General features: G+C 75.5%; 20 protein-coding genes. 16 read left to right on the top strand and 4 right to left on the bottom strand.

Annotated elements, in window-relative coordinates; translation table 11 throughout:
- Window positions 1-20: 20 nt before the first annotated feature.
- The 9 genes from O2W17_RS12920 to tsaD are packed head-to-tail and all read left to right on the top strand — an operon-like array spanning window position 21 to window position 7,608.
- A complete protein-coding gene (locus O2W17_RS12920) occupies window positions 21-1,487 on the top strand; it encodes an NAD(P)H-hydrate dehydratase (protein ID WP_269192821.1) in 1,467 nt (488 codons plus the stop codon).
- The gene (gene alr / locus O2W17_RS12925; RefSeq protein ID WP_269192822.1) at window positions 1,484-2,620 is read left to right on the top strand and encodes an alanine racemase; all 1,137 of its coding nucleotides are present in this window, start codon (window positions 1,484-1,486) and stop codon (window positions 2,618-2,620) included. Before O2W17_RS12920 ends, alr begins: the two co-directional genes overlap by 4 nt.
- A complete protein-coding gene (locus O2W17_RS12930; protein WP_269192823.1) occupies window positions 2,620-3,813 on the top strand; it encodes an alpha/beta fold hydrolase in 1,194 nt (397 codons plus the stop codon). The genes alr and O2W17_RS12930 overlap by 1 nt, the downstream gene beginning before the upstream one ends.
- Window positions 3,814-3,847: 34 nt before the next feature.
- The gene (locus O2W17_RS12935; protein WP_269192824.1) at window positions 3,848-4,486 is read left to right on the top strand and encodes a uracil-DNA glycosylase; all 639 of its coding nucleotides are present in this window, start codon (window positions 3,848-3,850) and stop codon (window positions 4,484-4,486) included.
- Window positions 4,483-4,935 carry a tRNA (adenosine(37)-N6)-threonylcarbamoyltransferase complex ATPase subunit type 1 TsaE gene (gene tsaE, locus O2W17_RS12940; protein WP_269192825.1) on the top strand — a complete coding sequence of 151 codons (453 nt, stop codon included), beginning with the start codon at window positions 4,483-4,485 and terminating at the stop codon, window positions 4,933-4,935. Before O2W17_RS12935 ends, tsaE begins: the two co-directional genes overlap by 4 nt.
- 29 nt (window positions 4,936-4,964) lie before the next feature.
- Window positions 4,965-5,489, top strand: coding sequence for a GNAT family N-acetyltransferase (locus tag O2W17_RS12945; RefSeq protein WP_269192826.1), 525 nt, complete (start codon window positions 4,965-4,967; stop codon window positions 5,487-5,489).
- Between the two features lie 6 nt (window positions 5,490-5,495).
- Window positions 5,496-6,131: a tRNA (adenosine(37)-N6)-threonylcarbamoyltransferase complex dimerization subunit type 1 TsaB gene (gene tsaB, locus O2W17_RS12950; protein WP_269192827.1), complete on the top strand. Its 636-nt coding sequence runs from the start codon at window positions 5,496-5,498 to the stop codon at window positions 6,129-6,131.
- Window positions 6,128-6,574, top strand: a complete 447-nt coding sequence (gene rimI / locus O2W17_RS12955; protein ID WP_269192828.1) for a ribosomal protein S18-alanine N-acetyltransferase — start codon at window positions 6,128-6,130, stop codon at window positions 6,572-6,574. Before tsaB ends, rimI begins: the two co-directional genes overlap by 4 nt.
- Entirely contained in the window at window positions 6,571-7,608 is a 1,038-nt protein-coding gene (gene tsaD, locus O2W17_RS12960; protein WP_269192829.1) for a tRNA (adenosine(37)-N6)-threonylcarbamoyltransferase complex transferase subunit TsaD, read from the top strand. Before rimI ends, tsaD begins: the two co-directional genes overlap by 4 nt.
- Here the strand turns inward: tsaD and O2W17_RS12965 are convergent.
- On the bottom strand, window positions 7,598-8,833 hold the full coding sequence (locus tag O2W17_RS12965; RefSeq protein WP_269192830.1) for a class I SAM-dependent methyltransferase: 1,236 nt from the start codon (window positions 8,831-8,833) through the stop codon (window positions 7,598-7,600). The two genes, tsaD and O2W17_RS12965, sit on opposite strands and share 11 nt — an antisense overlap.
- Before the next feature lie 194 nt (window positions 8,834-9,027).
- Between O2W17_RS12965 and groES the strand changes: the two genes are divergently transcribed.
- Window positions 9,028-9,336: a co-chaperone GroES gene (groES, locus tag O2W17_RS12970; protein ID WP_269192831.1), complete on the top strand. Its 309-nt coding sequence runs from the start codon at window positions 9,028-9,030 to the stop codon at window positions 9,334-9,336.
- 131 nt (window positions 9,337-9,467) lie between these two features.
- On the top strand, window positions 9,468-11,114 hold the full coding sequence (groL, locus tag O2W17_RS12975; protein ID WP_269192832.1) for a chaperonin GroEL: 1,647 nt from the start codon (window positions 9,468-9,470) through the stop codon (window positions 11,112-11,114).
- A gap of 175 nt (window positions 11,115-11,289) precedes the next feature.
- Here the strand turns inward: groL and O2W17_RS12980 are convergent, their stop codons facing one another.
- Window positions 11,290-11,589 carry a WhiB family transcriptional regulator gene (locus O2W17_RS12980; RefSeq protein WP_269192833.1) on the bottom strand — a complete coding sequence of 100 codons (300 nt, stop codon included), beginning with the start codon at window positions 11,587-11,589 and terminating at the stop codon, window positions 11,290-11,292.
- A gap of 360 nt (window positions 11,590-11,949) precedes the next feature.
- On the opposite strand from O2W17_RS12980, the gene O2W17_RS12985 reads away from it, so the two are divergent.
- A complete protein-coding gene (locus O2W17_RS12985) occupies window positions 11,950-12,666 on the top strand; it encodes a response regulator transcription factor (RefSeq protein WP_269192834.1) in 717 nt (238 codons plus the stop codon).
- A gap of 142 nt (window positions 12,667-12,808) precedes the next feature.
- On the opposite strand, the gene O2W17_RS12990 is transcribed toward O2W17_RS12985, so the two are convergent.
- The gene (locus O2W17_RS12990) at window positions 12,809-13,207 is read right to left on the bottom strand and encodes a DUF5319 family protein (protein WP_269192835.1); all 399 of its coding nucleotides are present in this window, start codon (window positions 13,205-13,207) and stop codon (window positions 12,809-12,811) included.
- 98 nt (window positions 13,208-13,305) lie between these two features.
- Here O2W17_RS12990 and guaB point away from each other — a divergent pair, with 98 nt between their 5' ends.
- The 3 genes from guaB to guaA are packed head-to-tail and all read left to right on the top strand — an operon-like array spanning window position 13,306 to window position 17,572.
- The gene (gene guaB, locus O2W17_RS12995) at window positions 13,306-14,859 is read left to right on the top strand and encodes an IMP dehydrogenase (RefSeq protein WP_442864574.1); all 1,554 of its coding nucleotides are present in this window, start codon (window positions 13,306-13,308) and stop codon (window positions 14,857-14,859) included.
- Between the two features lie 2 nt (window positions 14,860-14,861).
- Complete coding sequence (locus O2W17_RS13000; protein ID WP_269192836.1) at window positions 14,862-16,010, top strand: GuaB3 family IMP dehydrogenase-related protein; 1,149 nt, start codon at window positions 14,862-14,864, stop codon at window positions 16,008-16,010.
- Window positions 16,010-17,572 (top strand): glutamine-hydrolyzing GMP synthase, encoded by a 1,563-nt coding sequence (gene guaA, locus O2W17_RS13005; protein ID WP_269192837.1) that lies wholly within the window; start codon window positions 16,010-16,012, stop codon window positions 17,570-17,572. The genes O2W17_RS13000 and guaA overlap by 1 nt, the downstream gene beginning before the upstream one ends.
- Window positions 17,573-17,614: 42 nt before the next feature.
- Here the strand turns inward: guaA and O2W17_RS13010 are convergent, their stop codons facing one another.
- Entirely contained in the window at window positions 17,615-18,316 is a 702-nt protein-coding gene (locus O2W17_RS13010) for a helix-turn-helix transcriptional regulator (RefSeq protein WP_269192838.1), read from the bottom strand.
- Window positions 18,317-18,379: 63 nt separating this feature from the next.
- On the opposite strand from O2W17_RS13010, the gene O2W17_RS13015 reads away from it, so the two are divergent.
- A complete protein-coding gene (locus tag O2W17_RS13015; RefSeq protein WP_269192839.1) occupies window positions 18,380-18,964 on the top strand; it encodes a dienelactone hydrolase family protein in 585 nt (194 codons plus the stop codon).
- Window positions 18,965-19,028 lie beyond the last annotated feature (64 nt).

Raw genomic sequence — 19,028 nt, forward strand, 5'->3', positions numbered from 1 at the left:
AGCGCCAGCGAGGAGGAGACGTGATCGGGCTGCACACCGCCGCGGAGGTCCGGGCGGCCGAGGCCCCGCTGCTGGCGTCCCTGCCCGACGGTGCGCTCATGCAGCGCGCGGCCGCCGGGCTGGCCACCGTCTGCCTGCGGCTGCTGGGCCGCTCCTACGGTGCCCGCGTCGCCCTGCTGGTCGGATCGGGCGACAACGGTGGCGACGCGCTGTTCGCCGGCGCCCGGCTGGCCGCGCGGGGTGCCCGGGTCACCGCCGTGCTGCTCGATCCCGGGCGGGCGCACGCCGCCGGCCTGTCCGCGCTGCGCGCCGCCGGCGGGCGCAGCCTGGCGCCCGGGGCCGCCGGGCCCGTGCTCGACCGTGCCGACCTCGTCCTCGACGGGATCGTCGGCATCGGCGGGTCCGGCGGGCTGCGGCCGGCGGCCGCGGCACTGGTCGAGCGGGCGGCCGCGGGACCCGCGCTGATGGTCGCCGTCGACGTGCCGAGCGGGGTCGACGCCGACACCGGCGCCGTCGACGGCGCGGCGTTCCCGGCCACGCACACCGTGACCTTCGGTGCGGTCAAGCCGGGGCTGGTCGTGGGCGCGGGACGTGGCTGCGCGGGCGAGGTGCATCTGGTCGACATCGGGCTCGGCCCGCACCTCCCGCGGCCCTCCGCGTTCCGGCTCACCGACGCCGACGCGGCGGTGCGGCTGCCGCTCCCGGACGCCGACGACGACAAGTACTCGCAGGGCGTGGTCGGCGTGGTCGCCGGCTCGGCCACCTACCCGGGCGCCGGTGTGCTCTGCACCGGAGCCGCCCTGCGCACCCGGCCCGGCCTCGTCCGCTACGCCGGCACCGCCGCCGACGGCGTGCGGGCCGCCTGGCCGGAGGCGCTCGTGACCGCCGGCCGTCCGGCCGACGCCGGCCGGGTGCAGGCCTGGGTGGTCGGTCCCGGCACGGGCACCGACGACGACGCGCGCAGCGTCCTGGCCGAGGTGCTCGGCACCGACCTGCCGGTGCTGGTGGACGCCGACGCGCTGACGATGCTCGCCCGCGAGCCGGAGCTGGTGCGGGGCCGGGCGGCGCCCACCGTGCTGACGCCGCACGACCGGGAGTTCGCCCGCTTCGGCACCGAGCCCGGCGACGACCGGATCGGGGCCACGCGCCGGCTGGCGGCCGACCTGGGCGCCGTCGTCCTGCTCAAGGGCGAGGCCACCGTGGTCGCCGACCCGGACGGCACCGCCTTCGTCAACGCCACCGGCACCCCGTGGCTGGCCACGGCCGGCACCGGCGACGTGCTGTCCGGCATCACCGGTGCGCTGCTGGCCGGCGGCCTGCCGGTCGCGGAGGCGGCCGCCGTCGCCGCCCACGTGCACGGGCGGGCCGGCCAGCTCGCCGCCGCGCAGGGCCCGCTGATCGCCGGCGACCTCGTGCGGCACCTGCCCGCGGCCGTCGACCGGGTGCGCGGTGCCCGGTCCGGCGGCCTGCCAGACTCGGGGCCGTGACGAACGGGACCGGGGCCGAGGTGGTCGTCGACCTCGACGCGATCGCGGCGAACACCGCGGTGCTGCGCGAGCGCGTGCGCCGCCCCCTCATGGCGGTGGTGAAGGCCGACGGCTACGGGCACGGGCTGGTCCCCGCGGCGCGGGCGACGCTGGCCGGCGGGGCCGACCAGCTCGGAGTCGCCGTCCTGGACGAGGCGCTGGTGCTGCGGGCCGCCGGGATCACCGCGCCGGTGCTCGCCTGGCTGCACGGGCCGGGCGCCGACTTCGCGGCGGCGCTGGCCGCCGACGTCGAGGTGTCGGTCAACGCCGCGTGGGGCCTCTCGGAGGTGGTGGCCGCCGCCCGGGCGACGGGCCGCTCCGCCCGGCTGCACCTGTTCGTCGACACGGGGCTCTCCCGCGAGGGCGCACCCATGAGCGAGTGGCCCGGGCTGGTGGAGGCCGCGGCGCGGGCCCAGGCTGACGGCGACGTCGTCGTGGTCGCCGTCTGGAGCCACCTCGCCTACGCCGACGCCCCCACGCACCCCACGATCGCGGCCCAGGTGCGGGTGTTCGAGGAGGCGGTCGCCGTCGCGCGCGCGGCCGGGCTGACCGATGCCCGCTGCCACCTGGCGAACTCCGCGGCCACGGTGGCGCTGCCGGGGACGTGGTTCGACATGGTGCGCCCGGGCATCGCCGTCTACGGGCTGGACCCGCTCGGCGGGGACGCCGCCGACCACGGCCTCCGGCCGGCGATGACGGTGCGGGCCCGGGTCGCGCTGACCAAGCGGGTGGCCGCAGGGGCCGGCGTCTCCTACGGGCACACCTACGCCACCGCGGCGGAGACGACCCTGGCGCTCGTGCCGGCGGGCTACGCCGACGGGGTACCCCGGGCCGGGGGGAACCGGGCTCCGGTGCTCGCGGCCGGGCGGCAGCGGACTATCGCCGGGCGGGTGTGCATGGACCAGTTCGTCCTCGACGTCGGGGACGACGCCGTCGCGCCAGGCGACGAGGTCGTGCTCTGGGGCCCCGGGGACCGGGGCGAGCCGACGGCCCAGCAGTGGGCGGACGCCGTCGACACGATCCACTACGAGCTCGTCACCCGGATCGGGGGCCGCTTCGCCCGCCGGTACGTCGGCTCGGCGGGGGCGGTCTGATGGCGCGCACCCGCCCGCCCGCGGGCCGGCGTCCCCGGGGGCGCACCGCCGGCCTGCTCGGCGCCGTCGTCGGGCTCGCCGCGGCCGGCACCGCCGCCGGCGTGGCCGTCAGCCGGATCGCCGCGCGCCGCGTGCGCGCCGCCGAGCTCGGGCCGGCCGCGGAGCTGCCGCGCGAGCTGACCGAGGGGCAGCTCCGCCGGGTCGACCCGCTGGGCGTCGAGGCCCGGCCGGCCGACCGCACCGCGCTGGTGCAGACCGGAGACGGCGTCCCGCTGAACGTGGAGGAGATCGGGCCGCGGGACGCACCGCTCACCGTCGTCTTCGTGCACGGCTACACCCTGTCGATGGCGTCGTGGGCGTTCCAGCGGCGCACGCTCGCCGCGGAGCTGGCCACCGGGAACGGGCACCGTCCCCGGGCGCGCCTGGTCTTCTACGACCAGCGCGGCCACGGCTCCTCCGGCCGGGGGGCGGCGGAGCACTCCACGATCGAGCAGCTGGCCGCCGACCTCGCCTCGGTCCTGGACGCCCGCGTCCCGCGGGGGCCGATCGTCCTCGTCGGGCACTCCATGGGCGGGATGACCGTCATGGGCCTGGCCGCGACCCGGCCGGAGCTGTTCGGCAGCCGGGTGCGGGGCGTGGCGCTGATCGCCACCTCCAGCGGCGGCCTGGCCGAGCTCAGCTTCGGCCTGCCCGAGATGCTCACCCGCCTCCGCGCTACGGTGCTGCCGGTCGCCGCCTGGACGATGCGGCACCGGCCCGCCTTCGCCGAGCGCAGCCGCCGGGTGGCCGCCGAGCTGGTGTCCGCGGCGACGAAGGCGCTGTCGTTCGGCTCGGCGGACGTCGACCCCGCACTGGTCCGCTACGTCGATGCCATGATCGCCGGCACCCCCGTCGACGTGATCGCGGAGTTCTACCCGGCGCTGGCCGGTCTCGACGAGACCGGCCGGCTGGAGCCGCTGCGCCGGGTGCCCACGCTCGTGCTGACCGGGGACCGGGACCGCATGATCCCCATGGAGCACAGCGAGCTCATCGTGGAGCGGCTGGCGCAGACGGGGGAGAACGCCGTCGACTACGTGGTCGTCCCGGGGGCCGGGCACATGGTCACGCTCGAGGAGCCCGACGAGGTGAGCCGCGCGCTCACCGCCCTGCTGCGGCGCGTGGCCGCCGGCCGCACGGCGGGCGCGACCAGCTGAGGAGCGCTCCGCGCCCCGCGGTTAGGGTGCGCGGGTGGCCGCTCCCCGTCCGCCCCGGTTCGACGCCGGCGCCGCCGAGGTGGCGCGCACCGCGGCGGCCGCCCGCGACTGGGCGTCGCTCGCTGCGGCGGCACGGCCCTGCACGGCCTGCCCCGAGCTGGCCGCGACCCGGCAGCACGTCGTGGTGGGCGACGTCCCGCCCACCGGCCGCCCGCGCTTCGTGCTGGTCGGCGAGGCGCCCGGTGCCACCGAGGACGAGACCGGCCGGCCTTTCGTCGGCCGGTCCGGGGCGCTGCTGGACCAGTTGCTGACCGAGGCGGGGCTGGCCCGGGCCGACGCCGCCGTGCTCAACGTGGTCAAGTGCCGCCCCCCGGCGAACCGGACGCCGCGGTCGGTCGAGGTGCAGCGCTGCGGCGGCTGGCTCCGGCGGCAGCTGGAGCTGCTCGACGCGCCGGTCGTCGTCGCGCTCGGCCTGTCCTCGGCCAAGTGGTTCCTCGGCCCGCGCACCGTGCTGGCCGGCGTCCGCGGCCGGCCGCACGACGTCGACGGCCGGGCGGTCTGGGCCACCTACCACCCGTCGGCCGCCATCCGGTTCGGCCCGAAGGGGGCTCCCCGCGCCGGGCTGCTGGCCGACCTCACGGCCGTCGCCGGGTCGCTGGAGGGCACCGCGTGAAGCGCGCGCACGAGCTGCCCACCCTCGCCGACACCCACGCCCTGGGCGAGGCGCTGGCCGGGCTGGCCCGCCCCGGCGACCTGCTGGTGCTCGTCGGGCCACTGGGTGCGGGCAAGACCGCCCTCACCCAGGGCATCGGTGCCGGGCTGGGCGTCCGGGAGCCGGTCACCTCGCCGACGTTCGTCATCGCCCGCGTGCACCGCGACGGCCGCATCCCCCTGGTGCACGTCGACGCGTACCGCCTGGGCGGGCACGCCGACGTCGACGACCTCGACCTCGATGTCACCGTCGCCTCGTCGTTGACCGTGGTCGAGTGGGGGCAGGGGCTCGTCGAGCAGCTGGCCGACGAGCACCTCGAGGTGCGGCTGGACCGCCGTGAGGACGACGTCCGCACGGCGCTGCTCGTGCCGCACGGCCCCGGCTGGGCGGACCGGGTCGACGCGGCCTGAGCCCCTTGCCGGCCGCTAGCCTTCCGCTCGTGGACGTGCGGGTGGAGCTGGTCGAGCTGAGCCCGGCCGCGCTGCGCGCCCTCGCCGACGGCGACCTCGCCGCCGCCGAGGCAGCGGCGCCGGTGCCGCTGAGCCCGTACCTCGCCGGCCCCGAGTGCCGCTGGGTCTGGGGCATCCGGGCCGAGCAGGTGGGCACCGATCCGGCCAGCGCACGCTGGATCACCCGCGTGGTGCGCGACCCCGACCGGCAGCTGACCGTCGGCCGGGCCGGCTTCCACGGACCGCCGGACGCCTCGGGCACGGTGGAGGTCGGTTACTCGATCGATCCGGAGCACCGGCGGCGGGGGTACGCGCGAGCGGCGCTGCGGGCGCTCCTGGCCTGGGCGGCCGACGAGCCGGCGGTCACGACCGTGCGCGCGGCGGTCGCGCCGGCGAACGTCGCCTCCCGCGACCTGGTGCTCGCCGAGGGCTTCCGGGCGGTCGGGGAGCAGATCGACGAGGAGGACGGCCCGGAGATCGTCTACGAGGTGGCCGCCGGCACTCGCCTACGCTGAGCGGTCGTGCTGGTCCTCGCGCTCGACACCGCCACCCCGACGCTCGTCGCCGGGCTGGCCCGCTGGTCGGCCGACGGCGGCGCCACCGTGCTCGCCGAGCGCGCCGTGCCTTCGGGGACGAAGCACGCCGAGCTGCTCACGCCCGCGATCCAGGGGGTGCTCGCCGACGCCGGTCTCGGGCTCGACCAGGTCGGGGCGGTGGTCACCGGCCTCGGTCCCGGGCCGTTCACCGGGCTGCGCGTCGGCGTCGTGACCGCCGCCGCGCTCGCCGACGCCCGGGGGCTGCCGGTGGTGGGGGTCTGCTCGCTGGACGCCGTCGGCTCCGGCGCCCGCACGGTGGTCACCGACGCCCGGCGCAAGGAGGTCTACTGGGCCGCCTACGACGCGAGCGGGGCGCGCACCGAGGGGCCGGCCGTCGTGCGGCCCGAGGAGCTCGACCGGCCCGGGCCGTTCGCCGGCGACCCGGCGTTCGCCGCGCGGCTGGGGGCCGAGGTGCTCGCGGCCGACGTGACCACCGAGGGGCTGCTGCGCGCCGCCGGCCCGCAGCTGGCCGACCCGTCGTCGGCCGGGCCACTGGTGCCGCTGTACCTGCGCCGTCCGGACGCGGTGCCGCCGACGTCGATCAAGGCGGTGACGCAGTGACCCGGCTCCGGCCGATGCGGCTGGCCGACCTGCCGGCGGTGATGGCGCTCGAGGAGGAGCTCTTCGCCCCCGACACCTGGACGGCGGCGATGTACCGCGACGAGCTGGCGCAGACCGACACCCGCCACTACCTCGTGGCCGACCACGACGGCGCCGTCGTGGGCTATGCCGGGCTGATCGCCTACGACGACGAGGCGCACGTCGCCACGATCGGCGTCACCGGCGCCCGGCAGGGCGAGGGTCTCGGCGCCCTGCTGCTGGATGCCCTGCTGGCCGAGGCCGACCGGCGACGCAGCCCCGTGGTGCTGCTGGAGGTGCGCGCCGACAACGAGGTCGCCCAGGGGCTCTACCGGCGGCGCGGGTTCACCGAGATCGGCCGGCGCCCGAAGTACTACCAGCCCAGCGGGACAGACGCCGTTGTCATGAAGCGGGAGAAGCTGTGACGCAGGAACCGATCGTGCTGGGGTTCGAGACCTCGTGCGACGAGACCGGTGTGGGCATCGTGCGCGGGCGCACGCTGCTCGCCGACGCGCTGGCCACCTCGATGGAGGAGCACGAGCGCTTCGGCGGCGTCGTCCCGGAGATCGCCTCCCGGGCGCACCTGGAGGCGATGGTGCCCACCGTGCACCGCGCCCTCGCCGACGCCGGCATCGCTGCCTCCGACGTCGACGCGGTGGCGGTCACGAGCGGGCCCGGGCTCACCGGCGCGCTGCTGGTCGGCGTCGCCGCCGCGAAGGCCTACGCGCTGGCCCTGGGCAAGCCGCTCTACGGGGTCAACCACCTGGCCGCGCACGTCGCCGTCGACGAGCTGCAGCACGGGCCGCTGGCCGAGCCCTCGATCGCGATGCTCGTCTCCGGCGGCCACAGCTCGCTGCTGCTCGTACCGGACCTCGCGCAGGAGGTGCAGTCGCTGGGCCGCACGATCGACGACGCCGCGGGCGAGGCGTTCGACAAGGTCGCCCGGGTGCTCGGCCTGCCGTTCCCCGGCGGCCCGCCGATCGACCGGGCCGCCCGCGACGGCGACCCGTCGGCGATCGCATTCCCGCGGGGCCTCACCGGCTCCCGCGACCCGGCCTACGACTTCTCGTTCTCGGGGCTGAAGACCGCCGTCGCCCGGTGGGTGGAGGCCCGGCAGCGCGCCGGGGAGCCGGTGCCGCTGGCCGACGTCGCCGCGTCCTTCCAGGAGGCGGTCGCCGACGTGCTCACCGCCAAGGCGGTGCGCGCCTGCCGGGACCACGGCGTCGACCACCTGGTGCTCGGCGGGGGAGTGGCGGCCAACTCGCGGCTGCGGGCGCTGGCCGAGGAGCGGTGCGCCGCGGCCGGCATCGTGCTGCGGGTGCCCAGCCCGAAGCTGTGCACCGACAACGGCGCGATGGTGGCCGCGCTCGGGTCGCGCCTGGTCGCCGCCGGCGTGGCGCCGTCGGCCCCCGACCTCGGGGCCGACAGCTCCCTGCCGATCGACGTCGTCAGCCGCTGACGTCGCACACCAGTGCGGTCGGGGCGCCGGCGACGCGGGTGACGACGACGGTCGCCGTCCCGGCGGCGTCGGTGCGCAGCCGGCGGGCGAGCGTCTCCGGCTCGATCGCCGAGCCGCGCTTCTTCACCACGACCCGGCCGACCCCGCGCTCGCGCAGCAGCGCCTTCAGCTTCTTGAGGTTGAACGGCAGCACCTCGTCGACCCGGTAGGAGCTGACCCACGGGGAGCCCGCCGGGCCGACGGAGGTCAGGTAGGCGATCGTCGGGTCGACCAGGGTCGCGCCGAGGTCGGCGGCCACCAGGGAGACCAGACCCGACCGGATGACCGCCGGGTCGGGCTCGTGCAGCCAGCCGCGGACGGGTCCGGCCGGGGCGGGGCCGGGGTCTGCGTCAGCGGTCAGCTCGTGCACGACGCCGTCGCGGACGAGGGCGGCTCGCCGCCAGGCCGTCGAGACCGCCGGCCCCCAGAGGAGCGCCTCGACGATCGAGCCGCCGACCGACACCCACTCCGCCTCGATGCCGGCCGGCACGCGGTCGTGGTCCAGCCCGGGCGCCACCTTCACCACCGACGTCGGCATCTTCGCCAGCAGCATCGCGACGGTCGACCAGGGCGGCGACCACCGGTCGGGGTCGAGCTGCCGCCGTCCGCCGGCCCGCCGGGCGGGGTCGAGGACGGCGGCGCCGCAGCCGGCCACCTCGCCGCCCCGGGCCGCCTCGACCAGCTCCACCGCGTCGCCTGCCACCACCCAGACGTCGTCGTCCACCCCGAGCGCGGCGGCGTTGAGCGCGGTCAGCTCGCGGGCGACCGGGTCCAGGTCGACGGCCAGCACGCGCGCGCCGGCGCGGGCCAGCGCGATCGTGTCGGTGCCCGCCGCGCAGCCGAGGTCGGCGACGGAGTCCGCACCCCCGGCCAGCAGCCGTGCCGCGCGCCGGGCGGCCAGCTGCGGACGGCCGGCCTGCTCGAGCGTGTCGGCGGTGAACAGCAGCCGCTCGGCGTCGGCCCCGAACGTCGACCGGGCCTTCTGCCGCTGGCGCGCGATGCCCCACGCCGGTCCGGCGAGGTCCGTACCCACCTCGGTGCGCAGCCGGGTCAGCGCGGCGACCGGATCGGTCCCGGCGTCGAGCAGGAACCCCGCCCGGGCCAGGGCCGACGCGCCCTCCGGCGTCGCCAGGGCACGCAGCTGGCGCACCGTCTCGGCGGCTTCGTCCTCGGGTACCCGGTCCACCCGGACAGCGTGGCGTACCGGCCGGTCCGCGCGGACATCACCCACCCGGGGACCGGGTTGAGCGGCTGGCACTCTCCTGGGTAGAGTGCCAACGACACGGGCTGGCGCCCGACCCCCGCGACGGCGGGTGCCCGGACTCCGTGCCACAGCATCGAACATCCCTGCCGTCCTACACCGAAGGGGGCGTCACCGACGTGACGACCGCTACCAAGGTCAGCATCAAGCCGCTGGAGGACCGCGTCGTGGTCCAGGCCAACGAGGCCGAGACCACCACCGCCTCCGGTCTGGTCATCCCGGACACCGCCAAGGAGAAGCCCCAGGAGGGCACCGTCGTCGCCGTCGGCCCCGGCCGCATCGACGACAACGGCAACCGCGTGCCGCTCGACGTGAACGTCGGCGACGTGGTCATCTACTCGAAGTACGGCGGCACCGAGGTCAAGTACTCGGGCCAGGAGTACCTCGTGCTCTCGGCGCGCGACCTGCTCGCCGTCGTGGAGAAGTGACCTCTCCCCAGCACTGAGCGCGCTCGCGCTCACCCGACCGCCCCGGCGACCCGAACACCGGGTCCCGGGGCGGTCGCCGTCGGGCCTCACCCGCCCGGCCCACCCACTGCTTTCCTGATCGAGAGGTCCACATGCCCAAGATCATCAAGTTCAACGAGGACGCCCGCCGCGCCCTCGAGCGCGGCGTCGACAAGCTCGCCGACGCGGTGCGGGTGACGATCGGCCCGCGCGGCCGCAACGTCGTCATCGACAAGAAGTTCGGCGCCCCGACGATCACCAACGACGGCGTCACCATCGCCCGGGAGATCGACCTCGAGGACCCGTACGAGAACCTCGGCGCGCAGCTGGCGAAGAACGTCGCCACCAAGACCAACGACGTCGCCGGTGACGGCACCACCACCGCCACCGTGCTCGCCCAGGCGCTGGTCCACGAGGGCATGCGCAACGTCGCCGCCGGTGCCAACCCGATGTCGCTGGGCCGCGGCATGCGCGCTGCCCTCGACGCCGTGCACGCCGCCCTCGACGCCGCCGCCATCCCGGTGGAGAAGCGCGCGGACATCGCCGGCGTCGCCACCATCTCCGCCCAGGACGCCGAGGTCGGCGAGCTGATCGGCGAGGCGATGGAGCGCGTCGGCAAGGACGGCGTCATCACCGTCGAGGAGAGCAACACGCTCAACACCGAGCTCGACGTCACCGAGGGCGTGCAGTTCGACAAGGGCTACCTCTCGCCCTACTTCGTCACCGACCAGGAGGCGATGGAGGCCGTCCTCGACGACGCCCTCGTCCTGCTGGTCAGCGGCAAGGTCGGCGCGCTGGCCGACCTGCTGCCGCTGCTGGAGAAGGTGCTCTCGACCGGCGGCCGCCCGCTGCTGATCGTCGCCGAGGACGTCGAGGGCGAGGCGCTGTCCACCCTCGTCGTCAACTCCATCCGCAAGACCATCAAGGTCGTCGCGGTGAAGTCGCCGTACTTCGGTGACCGGCGCACGGCGTTCATGACCGACCTCGCCGTCGTCACCGGCGGTCAGGTGGTCACCGAGGACGTCGGCCTCAAGCTCGACCAGGTCGGCCTGGAGGTGCTCGGCACCGCCCGCCGGGTCACCGTCACCAAGGACGCCACCACGATCGTCGACGGCGGCGGCACCTCCGAGGGCATCGGCGACCGCGTCGCGCAGATCCGCAGGGAGATCGAGGCGACCGACTCCGACTGGGACCGCGAGAAGCTGCAGGAGCGGCTGGCCAAGCTGGCCGGCGGCATCGGCATCATCCGGGTCGGCGCGGCCACCGAGGTGGAGCTCAAGGAGCGCAAGCACCGCATCGAGGACGCCATCGCCGCCACCCGGGCCGCGGTGGAGGAGGGCGTCATCCCCGGCGGTGGTTCCGCGCTGGTGCACGCCGCCGCCGCGATCGACGCGCTGTCGCTCGAGGGTGACGAGCTGACCGGCGCCCGCGCCGTCCGCACCGCGCTGGACGCCCCCGCGGTGCAGATCGCCGAGAACGCCGGCTTCGAGGGCCGCGTCGTCGTCAGCAAGGTGCGCGAGGCCGGCCAGGGGCAGGGCTTCAACGCCGCCACCGGCGAGTACGGTGACCTGGCCGCCCAGGGCGTCATCGACCCGGTCAAGGTCACCAAGGCCGCCCTGGGCAACGCCGTCTCGATCGCCGCGATGGTGCTCACCACGGACTCCGCCGTCGTCGAGGCTCCCGAGGAGGAGCACGACCACGCCGGCGGCGGGCACCACACGCACGGCCACTCGCACGGCGGGCACGGCCACAGCCACTGACGCCCGACCCCTGGTGATCAGGTGACCTGATCACCAGGGGTCCTGGCTCACGGTCGACGGTGAGCCAGGACCCTGTGCGGTGAGCCAGGAGGCGCCTCCGCACCTATGCACCGCACGCGAGAGGGCCCGGTCCAGGAATCCTGGACCGGGCCCTCTCGGCGTTCGTGGGGTGGGACTACACCCCGGCGGCGACTGCAGCGGGTTCGGCCGCGATCAGCCGGGTCCGCTCCTCCTCGCTCATCCCGCCCCACACGCCGTACGGCTCGCGCACGGCCAGGGCGTGCTTGAGGCAAGCCTCGACGACCGGGCACCGACCGCAGACGGCCTTGGCCGCGCTCTGCCGTCGCGCCCGAGCCGGCCCGCGCTCACCGTCGGGGTGGAAGAAGAGGGACGTGTTCTCGCCACGGCATGCACCGTGGAGCTGCCAGTCCCAGACCTCGGCGACGGGCGTCGGGAGTCTGCGGATGTCGGCCATGTCTCCTCCAGGACTCTATCGAGCCGGAGGGGGCTGTCCGGCTGCAAGGGGCCGGGTGCCCTCGGCGTCCCACCGTCAAACACGGCCGATTCGCAACTTTTTGCGGGTGTGCACTGCGTCACCACCCATCGGCCGTGCTCACCCCGGGGGGTGAGGGCGTCTGTTCCCCCGGTCGGGAGTCGCTCATGGTGGCTCCAGGTCGCGTCGACGTCCGGGCGGGGGATCACCCCGGACGGCCCCGTGACCTGCGCAGAGGTGGCGGACCCCGCGGGGTCCACCACCCGAGCGACACCCGGCCGGGCGCCTCCCGGCCGGTGGGGGACCCGTCCGCCGTGCGGCCGGGAGGACTGAGGAGCAGGCGTGATCGAGGACAGGATGCGTGCACCCGTGCACGGCGCGACCGTGTGGGTGTACGACGAGCGACGGCGCGTGCGGGACGACGTCGCCTCGCGGCTGGTCGCCCTGCCCTTCGTCGGCCGGGTCGAGGTGGTCGGGGACGGGCAGTCGCTGATGTCCCGCCTCGCGACCCGCACGCCCGACGTCCTGGTGGTCGGCACGCAGCGCGCCGTCGACACCGGCCTGTCGGCCGCCACGCAGGCGCTCCGGGCGCACCCGGGCCTGCCGGTGCTGGTGCTCGGTGCTCCTGACGACGCCGAGAGCGTCCGGGCCGCCGTCGCCTTCGGCGCCCGCGGCTACCTCCGCTGGGACGCGACCGCGATCGAGATGGGCCTCGGCCTCTCCCGCGTCGGGCTGCGCGCCGACGGCGGCCGCATCCCGCAGCAGCAGGTGCCCCAGCCGGTGCCGGCCTGGAGCGGTGCCGCCCCGCTGAACGGCTCGGCCCCGACGACGGTGCGCTCGACCGTCCGGGAGGTCCCGCCGCAGGCGAGCCTGTCGATGCGGGAGATGCAGGTGCTCACCGGCATGAGCCAGGGGAAGAGCAACGCCCAGATCGGCCGCGAGCTCTACCTCTCCGAGGACACCATCAAGACCCACGCGAGGCGGCTGTTCCGCAAGCTGGGTGCCAAGGACCGCGCCGAGGCCGTCGCGACGGGGTTCCGCCGGGGCATCATGCAGTGACTCCGTCGTCCTCCGGACGACGCCGACATGCGCCTGAGGGCGGCCATCCCAGCCGGGATGGCCGCCCTCGGGCGTATCCGGGCGCTCGACTCAGCAGGGGCACGGCACTTGGCCGCGGTGCGATCCGGAGGATCGCGGTGTCCTAGTCGTCGCGGGCGTGGCGGCCGGTGCGGCGGCCGCTGGGCTCGTCGCGCTCGGCGAGGGCCGCGACGCCGTCGGCGTAGCCGCTGGCGTAGTCCCAGCTGACGTAGTCGTCGGGGTCGGGGTCGAACGGCGGCTCGTGCCGGCCGGTCTGCCCCTCGTCGAGCAACTGGCGCAGGTTGGCCTGCATCAGCGCCCAGTCGACGTGGTGCTCCTCCTCGCAGTCGGGGCAGTCCACGACGATGCCCTTGATGCCGGTGGGCTCGAGCAGCGTGCGGAACACCTCGAGCTCGGCGAGGTCGTCGAGGACCCCGGCGCGCTCCTCCATCGTGAGGGGCGGAGGGCCGGAACCGTCGGCCGGGCCGAAGTCCGGTCCGGAGGCATCGTCGAACGGAGACACGGTCACACGGTAGCCGCCGAACAGGCGGAGCACCGCCTGTCCTCTGCCGCCGCCTACGATCACCTCAGGTCCCGCGCGCCCGCGAGGTGCGGCGGCCGGTGTCCGACCCCGATCTGCCCCGAAGGGTGGCCGCGCCCATGCAGCCCGACTCCGTGCCCGAGCTGCCGGCGAAGTTCGCCCGGCTCGGGCTCACCTACGACGACGTCCTGCTCATCCCCGGGGCGTCCGACGTCGTCCCGGCCGAGGTGGACACGAGCAGCCGGGTGACCCGCCGGATCACGCTGGCCGTGCCGCTGCTCTCCAGCGCGATGGACACCGTCACCGAGGCCCGCATGGCCATCGCCATGGCCCGGGTCGGCGGCATGGGCGTCCTGCACCGCAACCTCTCCGCCGAGGAGCAGGCCGGCCAGGCCGACCTGGTGAAGCGGTCCGAGGCCGGCATGGTCACCAATCCCGTCACCTGCTCGCCGGACAGCACCCTCGCCGAGGTCGACGCGCTGTCGGCCCGCTACCGGATCTCCGGCGCTCCCGTGGTCGACGCCGAGGGCGTCCTGCTGGGCATCGTGACCAACCGGGACATGCGGTTCGAGACCGACCAGAACCGGCTCGTGCGCGACGTCATGACGCCGATGCCGCTGATCACCGCCCCCGTCGGCGTGGACGCCGACACGGCGCTGGGTCTGCTCTCCAAGCACAAGATCGAGAAGCTGCCGCTGGTCGACGACGCCGGCCGGCTGCGCGGGCTGATCACCGTCAAGGACTTCGTCAAGCGCGACCAGTTCCCGCTCTCCACCAAGGACGCCGACGGCCGGCTGGTCGTCGGCGCGGCGCTCGGCGTGGGCGAGGACGCCTACAAGCGGGCCGGGCTGCTCGTCGACGCCGGCGTGGACGTGCTCGTCGTCGACACCGCGCACGGCCACCAGCGCGCGGTGCTGGAGATGGTCGCCCGCGTGAAGAAGGAGTTCGGCGGCGACGCGGGTGTGGAGGTCGTCGGCGGCAACGTCGCCACCCGCGCCGGTGCGCAGGCGCTCGTCGAGGCAGGCGTCGACGCGGTGAAGGTCGGCGTCGGCCCCGGGTCCATCTGCACCACCCGCGTGGTCGCCGGCGTCGGCGTCCCGCAGGTCAGCGCCATCTACGAGGCGTGGCTGGCCGCCGGTCCGGCCGGTGTCCCGGTCATCGCCGACGGCGGATTGCAGTACTCCGGCGACATCGCCAAGGCGCTGGTCGCCGGCGCCGACACGGTGATGATCGGCGGGCTCTTCGCCGGCGTCGAGGAGGCCCCCGGCGAGCTGGTCTTCATGAACGGCAAGCAGTACAAGACCTATCGCGGCATGGGGTCGCTCGGCGCCATGCAGAAGCGCGGCAACCAGTCGTTCAGCCGCGACCGGTACTTCGCCGACGACGTCCTCTCCGACGACAAGCTCGTGCCCGAGGGCATCGAGGGCCAGGTGCCCTACCGCGGCGCGCTGTCCGGCGTCGCCCACCAGCTCGTGGGCGGGCTGCAGGCCTCCATGGGCTACGCGGGAGCGGCCACCATCGCCGACCTCAAGGAGCGCGGTCAGCTGACCCGCATCACCTCCGCGGGGCTGGTCGAGTCGCACCCCCATGACATCCAGATGACCGTCGAGGCACCGAACTACCGGGGGCGCTGAGCATGAGCGTGCGCGACACCGTCGAGATCGGCCTCAACCGCTTCGCCCGCCGGGGCTACGACCTGGACGAGGTCTCGATCGTCCCGTCCCGGCGCACCCGGGACGTCGACGACGTCTCGACCGCCTGGCAGATCGACGCCTTCCGGTTCGACATCCCGCTGGTGACCAGCCCGAGCGACGCGGTCGTGAGCCCGGCGACGGCGATCGCCGTCGGGCGCGCCGGTGGCCTCGGGGTGCTCAATGGCGAAGGCCTGTGGGCCCGGTACGACGACCCGGGCGACGTGTACCGCCGGATCGCCGAGGCGGCCGCGGCCGGGGCGCCGCCGGTGGCGCTGCTGCAGGAGGTCTACGCCGAGCCGGTGAAGGCCGACCTGATCGCGGCCCGCATCAAGGAGATGAGCGACGCCGGGGTGACCACGGCCATCCGGGTCTCCCCGCAGCACACCGAGCAGCTGGCGCCGGCGGCGCTCTCGGCCGGGGTCGACCTGCTGGTCATCCAGGGCACGATCGTCTCCGCCGAGCACGTGACCAGCCAGGGCGATGCGCTCAACCTCAAGGAGTTCATCGCCGACCTCGACGTCCCGGTGATCGTGGGCGGCGCGGCGAACTACACCACCGCCCTGCACCTGATGCGCACCGGCGCGGCCGGCGTCATCGTCGGCGTGGGTGCCGACACGTACTCCACGACGGACGCGGTCATGGGCATCCGGGTGCCGCTGGCCAGCGCGATCGCCGACGCCGCCGCGGCCCGCCGCGACTACCTGGACGAGACCGGCGGCCGGTACGTGCACGTCATCGCCAACGGCCGGATCGAGACCAGCGGCGCGATCGCCCGGGCGCTGGCCTGCGGTGCCGACGCCGTCCAGCTGGGCGAGCCGCTCCGGATCGCCGCCGAGGCGCCGGCCGGCGGTGTCTGGTGGGACTCGGTGGCCGCGCACCCGCGCCTGCCGCGCGGGGCCACCTCCGCCCCGGTGGAGCCGGCCGGCTCCATCGAGGACGTGCTGCTGGGGGCGGCGGAGACGGCCGACGGCCGCACCAACCTGTTCGGGGCGCTGGCCCGCACCATGGCCAAGACCGGCTACTCGGACCTCAAGGAGTTCCAGCGCGTCGACCTGGTCATCGGTGGGGCGATCGGCGACAGGCCCCGTTGATGGACTTCCCGACCGTCCTGGTGGTCGACTTCGGCGCCCAGTACGCCCAGCTGATCGCCCGCCGGATCCGCGAGGCCGGGGTCTACTCGGAGATCGTGTCGTCCGAGGTGCCGGCCGAGGAGATCGTCGCCCGCAAGCCGGCCGCGATCGTGCTCTCCGGCGGACCTTCCAGCGTCTACGCGCCCGAGGCCCCGCAGGTCGACCCCACGCTGTTCGAGTCGGGCGTGCCCGCCTTCGGCATCTGCTACGGCTTCCAGGCGATGGCCGCCTCGCTCGGCGGCACGGTGTCCCGCACCGGCGACCGCGAGTACGGGGGCACCCCGCTGACCGTCACGACCGGAGCCCGGCTCTTCGCCGACCTGCCGGTCGAGCAGAACGTCTGGATGAGCCACGGTGACGCCGTCTCCGCCGCGCCTCCCGGGTTCACCGTCACCGCCACCTCCACCGGTGCCCCGGTCGCCGCCTTCGAGGACGTCGACCGGCGGCTGGCCGGCGTGCAGTTCCACCCCGAGGTGCGGCACACCGCGCACGGGCAGACGGTGCTCGAGCACTTCCTGTTCGACATCGCCGGCCTGGAGCCGACCTGGACGATGAGCAACGTCGTCGACGAGCAGGTGGCCGCCATCCGCGAGCGGATCGGGGACCGGCGGGCGCTGTGCGCGCTGTCCGGCGGGGTCGACTCCGCGGTGGCGGCGGCGCTCGTCCAGCGGGCGATCGGCGACAAGCTCACCTGCGTCTACGTCGACCACGGGCTGATGCGCGCGGGGGAGACCGAGCAGATCGAGCGCGACTTCGCAGCGACCACCGGCGCGGACCTGCGGGTCGTGGACGCGAGCGGGCAGTTCCTCGCCGCGCTGGCCGGGGTCAGCGACCCGGAGGAGAAGCGGAAGATCATCGGCCGCGAGTTCATCCGGGTCTTCGAGCAGGCGGCCACCGATGTCGTCGCCGACGCCCAGGCGCACGGCGAGACCGTCGACTTCCTCGTGCAGGGCACGCTGTACCCCGACGTCGTCGAGTCCGGCGGTGGCAGCGGGACGGCGAACATCAAGAGCCACCACAACGTCGGCGGGCTGCCCGAGGACCTCACCTTCGGCCTGGTCGAGCCGCTGCGCACGCTGTTCAAGGACGAGGTGCGCGAGGTCGGCCGGCAGCTGGGCCTGCCCGACCGGCTGGTGCAGCGCCAGCCGTTCCCCGGCCCGGGGCTGGGCATCCGCATCGTCGGCGAGGTCACCCGCGAGCGGCTCGACGTGCTGCGCAAGGCCGACGCCATCGCCCGCGAGGAGCTGACGGCGGCGAAGCTGGACGACGAGATCTGGCAGTGCCCGGTCGTGCTGCTCGCCGACGTCCGCTCGGTCGGCGTGCAGGGCGACGGGCGCACCTACGGGCACCCGGTCGTGCTGCGCCCGGTGTCCAGCGAGGACGCCATGACCGCCGACTGGACCCGGCTGCCCTACGACGTGCTGGCCCGGATATCGACCCGGATCACCAACGAGGTCGAGGAGATCAACCGGGTGACCCTCGACGTCACGAGCAAGCCGCCGGGCACCATCGAGTGGGAGTAGCGGGACGCCGCTGAACGGCCGCCCCACGCCGAGGCGCGGGGGCTAGGGGCAGGCCGGGACGCGCACCGCGTGCGCGTCGGGCGGCGGCGTGCCGAACGCCCCGGGATCGCGCGCGGGCGCCGTCTCGGTGGTGAGATCGGCGGCCTCGATGCGGTCCCAGCGGAACCACCGCGGGGCATCGCGCAGCCGGCACCAGCCGACCAGGTACCACCGGTCGCCCGTGCGGGCGAGCAGGTGCGGCTCCACGCGCTGGCGGGACACCTCTCCGGCCTCGTCCCGGTAGCGGATGGCGACCACGCGCCGTTGCAGGAGCGCCTCCTCGACGACGGACGCGGGCGCGGGCCGCCCCCGGACCCCGCCGCGCACCCAGACCCGGCCGCCGAGGGCCTGGGCGGTCTCCCGGCCGCCGGGGCCCATGACGTCGAGGAGCTTCTCCAGCGCGGCCCGGCCGTCCGCGGCGAACGGCGCCCCGGGTGCTCCGGCCAGTGCGACGGCGAGCGCCACCGCCTGCGCGGGCGTCAGGTTGACCGGCGGCAGCGTCGCCGCGGCGTCCAGCACGTAGCCGCCACCGGGGCCGGCGGTCGCCCAGATCGGGACCCCGGCCTGCTGGAGCGCGGCCACGTCCCGCTTGATCGTCCGGGGTGAGACCTCCAGCCAGTCGGCCAGCCGCTGCGCCGTCCGCCCGCGCGCCCCGGCGCGGCGCAGCTCCTCGGAGACGGCGTGCATCCGGTCCGTCCGGTTCATGCCGGGGATCGTGGCAGAAACGGTGACAGGACGGTGTCACCAGGTGCGCTGCAGGGTGGTCCCATGACGTCCATCGCGCTCTTCCACTCCGTCCTCGGCGTGCGGCCGGGGATCACCGATGCCGCCGCCCGGCTGCGCGCAGCCGGGCACGAGGTGCTCGTCGTCGACCAGTACGACGGGCGGACCTTCGACGACTACGGGGTGGCCGGTGCGTACGTGGCGGACGTCGGCTTCCCCGCGCTGATGTCCCGGGCGGTGGAGGCGGTCGGGGACCTGCCCGACGGCTTCGTCGCCGCCGGCTTCTCCAACGGTGCCGGGATGGCGGAGTTCGTGGCCACGCAGCGACGGTGCGCCGGGCTGCTGCTCTTCTCCGGCGCGCTGCCGGTCCACCTGCTCGGCGCGGACCGCTGGCCGCCGGGGCTGCCCGCCCAGCTGCACCACACCGAGGGCGATCCGTTCCGGAAGCAGCAGTGGCTCGACTCCGTGATCGCCGACGCCCGCGCCGCCGGGGCCGAGATCGAGGTCCACGACTACCCGGGTGCCGGCCACCTGTTCACCGATCCGAGCCTGCCGGCCGAGTACGACGCGGCGGCCACCGAGCTGCTGTGGACGCGGGCACTCGGCTTCTGCGCGCGCGTGTCCGCCTGACGCCCCGGGCTGCCCGCACGTCAGCGCCCCGGGCCGACCCCCGAACGGGTGGTCCGGGTCGCCG

The sequence above is a fragment of the Blastococcus sp. VKM Ac-2987 genome (genome assembly GCF_026967805.1).
In the GTDB taxonomy this organism is placed as follows: Bacteria; Actinomycetota; Actinomycetes; order Mycobacteriales; family Geodermatophilaceae; genus Blastococcus.

Bases quoted from the DNA above. Each gene is read 5' to 3' on its own strand.
- O2W17_RS12930 (WP_269192823.1), top strand. From the start codon at position 2,620: ATGGCGCGCACCCGCCCGCCCGCGGGCCGGCGTCCCCGGGGGCGCACC.
- groL (WP_269192832.1), top strand. From the start codon at position 9,468: ATGCCCAAGATCATCAAGTTCAACGAGGACGCCCGCCGCGCCCTCGAG.
- O2W17_RS12980 (WP_269192833.1), bottom strand. From the start codon at position 11,589: ATGGCCGACATCCGCAGACTCCCGACGCCCGTCGCCGAGGTCTGGGAC.
- O2W17_RS13000 (WP_269192836.1), top strand. From the start codon at position 14,862: ATGAGCGTGCGCGACACCGTCGAGATCGGCCTCAACCGCTTCGCCCGC.
- guaA (WP_269192837.1), top strand. From the start codon at position 16,010: ATGGACTTCCCGACCGTCCTGGTGGTCGACTTCGGCGCCCAGTACGCC.
- O2W17_RS13010 (WP_269192838.1), bottom strand. From the start codon at position 18,316: ATGAACCGGACGGACCGGATGCACGCCGTCTCCGAGGAGCTGCGCCGC.
- O2W17_RS13015 (WP_269192839.1), top strand. From the start codon at position 18,380: ATGACGTCCATCGCGCTCTTCCACTCCGTCCTCGGCGTGCGGCCGGGG.